Source organism: Desulfovibrio sp. 6_1_46AFAA (assembly GCF_000224635.1).
Classification (GTDB): Bacteria; Desulfobacterota; Desulfovibrionia; order Desulfovibrionales; family Desulfovibrionaceae; genus Desulfovibrio; species Desulfovibrio fairfieldensis.
Window position 1 is genome coordinate 8,028 of record NZ_JH114300.1, and the last position, 3,867, is coordinate 11,894.

The following is a 3,867-nucleotide window of genomic DNA, read 5'->3' on the forward strand; positions in this document are numbered from 1 at the left end:
ACTTTTGCTGGGACGTGGAACCGCCGACAGACAATGACGCGCTGACCACCTGAAAGATGGAATTATAGACGCTGGTGACGGCTTTCAGCCCGGCGCTGGCGGCGGTGACGCCCTGATATCCCAGACCGCCCTGACCGCTGCCCATGGCTTGCGGCAGATCGGCCACAGCCTGCACGGCGGAAGAAACATTCTGCTGCAAGGAAAGCGCGATTCCGGCCTGCACATCCTTCCGCCAGGCCGATGCGCTCTGGGAATCCTGACCGGCAAGCATGTTCCAGTCGCGCCCGATGTTCAGGTTCACATCGCGTGCGGCTTCAATGTGCGATGCTATCTGGTTGATGTCGCGCCCGGTGGTTATGCTGATGTCATTGCCTGCCTGTACCAGGCTGCCGGCATTCTGGGCCGCGTTCTGTTTGCTGCCCTTGGCCGTGCTCTGGTAGCCAAGGCTGAGACTGGCCCCGCTGGAACTCAGCGCCGCGCCTATGCCGACTTCGCTCTTTTTGCTGGACTCAAACGCATATGACGTATCATTGCCGGGAAGCAGATTGACGTCGCGCCCGGATTGTATCTGGACGTTGTTGCCGGCGGAAATCAACGACCCCACAGAGGTAACGTCATTTTGGGCCGTCATTGTGATATCTTCGCCCGCCATGATGGCGGAACCAATATTTTTACCGCCGCCTGCCCCTTTTTGCTTTTGTTTGCTGCTGGCAAATGAAATTCCCGAGCTGCCGCCGAAAATTCCTGCCCGAGATGAACTGGATTTATAGTATGACGATTGCGTATTCTGCGCGGCATCAAGAAGAATATTCCCCTTTTCAGCGTTCAGTTGCACATTCTGCGCGGCAAAAATATTGCTTGCTGTGGCAGTAATATCGTTACCGGCAGAGATTTTTACATTTTCTCCACTCAGGGTGGATCCGACCTGGGTAACAGAGGATTTTTCCTCCCTTTTGGAAGAGGAACTGAGGCCCAGCGCGCCCACAGTGGACTTGGTGTGGCTGAAATAGGAGCTGTTCTGTGCCGAGGCCACGTTGACGTTGCCGCTGGCGGCCACGGTGAGGTCTTTGCCGCTGACCAGATTGGAGCCCACCACCGAGGCGTGGCCGGGTGACGCGGGCGCGCCGGAGGCAGCGGACGCGCCCGGCGTCAAACCGGTGACCCCGGCCAGCAGGCTGAGATTGCCCCCGGCGGCCACGGTGGAGGAAACCAAGCTATTCCTTACAGGTAACTATAAATCCCTCAATAAGTTTGTGTTTTGGTTTTTCATTGTATGGGATCAATGTTAGATTGTAACTTTCATCTAACAAATATGCAGCACTAGAATTGTTTTCTTTTTGATAATTTTTCAACATACTGATCATATCTGAGACGTTTGTAAATTTCTTTGTGACTCCACCAACACATCTTCTTTCCAAAAATGACTTTTCAGTACATTCCTCAATATAGATACTTTCGCCTCTGTAATTTTCTGGAATCAGCGAGATTGCATCATCGCACCCATTTTTTAATAAAAAACCTCTATGGTTCGTCATATAGATAAGGACATCATTCCCAGTTCTATTTATAATAAACGCACTGTCCGGAGAATCGTTTGACGCAATCAGATATACTGTCCCTTTGTTTATCAGGGAGCATGCCGAACATAGCAAAATACTTATGGATATTACAAGGGCATACGATATACGGACTATCATATTGTCTGTATAATACATTGGTAAATCAAATCCTTTCTCTTGAAGTTATGTAAATTTTCTTATTTACAAATAATTCTTCCATTTTCTAATCTTTGTCCCTTAAATGGACCGTCATATGGCACCAATAAAAGATTAAAATTCTCGTCCAAGAGGTACGCCGCACGTTTTCCTGTTTTCTCTTGGAAGTTATGCAGAGCATCAATCTTTTCAGCTACATTGCCAAAATCTTTGGATTGTATGTCAGGACACTTCCATGTCCTGTATAGCGCAGCAGGACACTCCTTTATTTTCAATCTTTCTGTCGTAAAATAAGAAGATCTTAGAGGACTATAAATATCATCACAGCCATCTTTCAAAATACTTCCAATATTTTTTGCATATACAACAACATCTTTTCCACTTCTATTTACAATAAATGCTTCTCCAGGAAGTGTACATGATGCAAGTAGCAGCACTGAAATGATTGCAATAAAAATATTATTCATATCTCCATCCATTTTGAATTTTATCATATATTCCAAGTGCTCTCATTTTTTTTCGTGCGCTGCTATTTGCATCCTGCTCAAAAGGATTTGAATTATTCCACCATCCACCCATTATAAGATAAGCTGGGATATAAAGTGGTCCAAGAGCCTCTTGTTGAGGTATATGTCCGAGTTCGTGCAAGCCAAGAACTATTTGGTCAGGACTATCATAATACTTCCATACATCAGTCTCTTTCGCACTTCCAAAATACATAATGGCATGGCCAAGTGTTACACCATCGCCATCTACTCCAAATGGATGCCCTGTAAACTGCAACGCCCCATCTTTATACTCTGTCTGTACGTCACCAAATATGCTTCCAAGAAAACCATAAGAAAGCCCGGCCAATGTATTTACTCCGGTCCAGGCCGTTTTCCATGTGGAGCCGTCGGCAAGATTACTGTCAAAATAGATTCCCATCCGTATCTTATCGTCCTGAGTCATTTCCTGCGCAAGGCCTGTATCCCGATTAAGGCTTGTAAGGCTATCCACGGAACCGTCACGGGTGATGATAAGGCCGTCGCCCACGGTGGCGCGATTGATCTGCTCCTGATCTGTTTTGCTGTAGTCGAGAGAGGTGACAAGGTTGTTCATCAGGCCGCCGACCCCCAACCCTCCGGAAATGGATTCGCTTCGATTGGAATCTTGCAAATTGGAATGCGTCAACGTCCCGGTGTTCAACGTCAAATTACCATTGTCCGCCGCGATGACCGCGCCCTTGATGTCCGTATTTTTTTCAGTGTAGATATCCAGGTCTTCTTTGGCCGTAATGCTGGTCTGGCCGTTGACCCAGGCCATGGAACCGCTGCTGGTGCCGCCGCCGATGTTCAATCCGGAGCCGTTGCTTCCGGTCACCGGTATTCCCATGATTTTGTCGGGTACAAGACCCGTAGCGTCAAAGCCGATGCTGCCGCCCAGGGACCAGGAGTTGCCGGAGCTCTGGGCCGTGTCTTGCAGACTGTGCACATTCAGATCGCGACCCACGGCCATATCCACCGTGTTGCCCTGCACCTGCGCGCCCTTGACGTTGGTATCGCGTCCGGAAGTGGTTTCCAGATGATTGCCCGCCGCTACCAGGGCATTGGTGTAGCTTGTGCCGCTGCTCTTGCCCTGACTGCCGGACGCGGAGGCGGACACGCTGCCGGAAACGGCCATGCCGCTGGAGCCAAAGCCCAAGCTCACGCTCACGCCGCCCGAGGCGGATGAGGCGGATTGTTTGCTGTCGTAGGTATTGGTGGCTGCGACGATGTTCAGGTCACGGCCAGCCCCCAAGGCCATGTCATGACCGGCCTGCACGCGGCCGCCTTCAATGGTGATGTCCCGCCCGCTGACGGCCTCAAGGTCGCGCCCGGCCAGCAACGTGGAGGGAGAAGCCGTGCTTGAGGATGAGGAAGACTTTTGCTGGGACGTGGAACCGCCGACAGACAATGACGCGCTGACCACCTGAAAGATGGAATTATAGACGCTGGTGACGGCTTTCAGCCCGGCGCTGGCGGCGGTGACGCCCTGATATCCCAGACCGCCCTGACCGCTGCCCATGGCTTGCGGCAGATCGGCCACAGCCTGCACGGCGGAAGAAACTTCGCTGCAAGGAAGCGCGATTCCGGCCTGCACACTCCTTCCGCCAGGCCGATGCGCTCGTGGG

Annotated in this window: 4 protein-coding genes; all 4 read right to left on the minus strand. The window is 51.1% G+C overall.

Annotation, left to right across the window (positions count from 1 at the left end; all coding sequences use genetic code 11):
• Positions 1 to 1,198: hemagglutinin repeat-containing protein (locus tag HMPREF1022_RS00030; RefSeq protein ID WP_232221540.1), on the minus strand; the 1,198-nt coding region annotated here is incomplete at its 3' end.
• A gap of 16 nt (positions 1,199 to 1,214) precedes the next feature.
• Entirely contained in the window at positions 1,215 to 1,715 is a 501-nt protein-coding gene (locus HMPREF1022_RS17845; RefSeq protein WP_156802774.1) for a hypothetical protein, read from the minus strand.
• A 41-nt stretch (positions 1,716 to 1,756) separates the two neighbouring features.
• On the minus strand, positions 1,757 to 2,182 hold the full coding sequence (locus HMPREF1022_RS17850) for a hypothetical protein (protein WP_156802775.1): 426 nt from the start codon (positions 2,180 to 2,182) through the stop codon (positions 1,757 to 1,759).
• Positions 2,175 to 3,867: hemagglutinin repeat-containing protein (locus HMPREF1022_RS00035; RefSeq protein ID WP_009301318.1), on the minus strand; the 1,693-nt coding region annotated here is incomplete at its 5' end. The genes HMPREF1022_RS17850 and HMPREF1022_RS00035, both read right to left, overlap by 8 nt.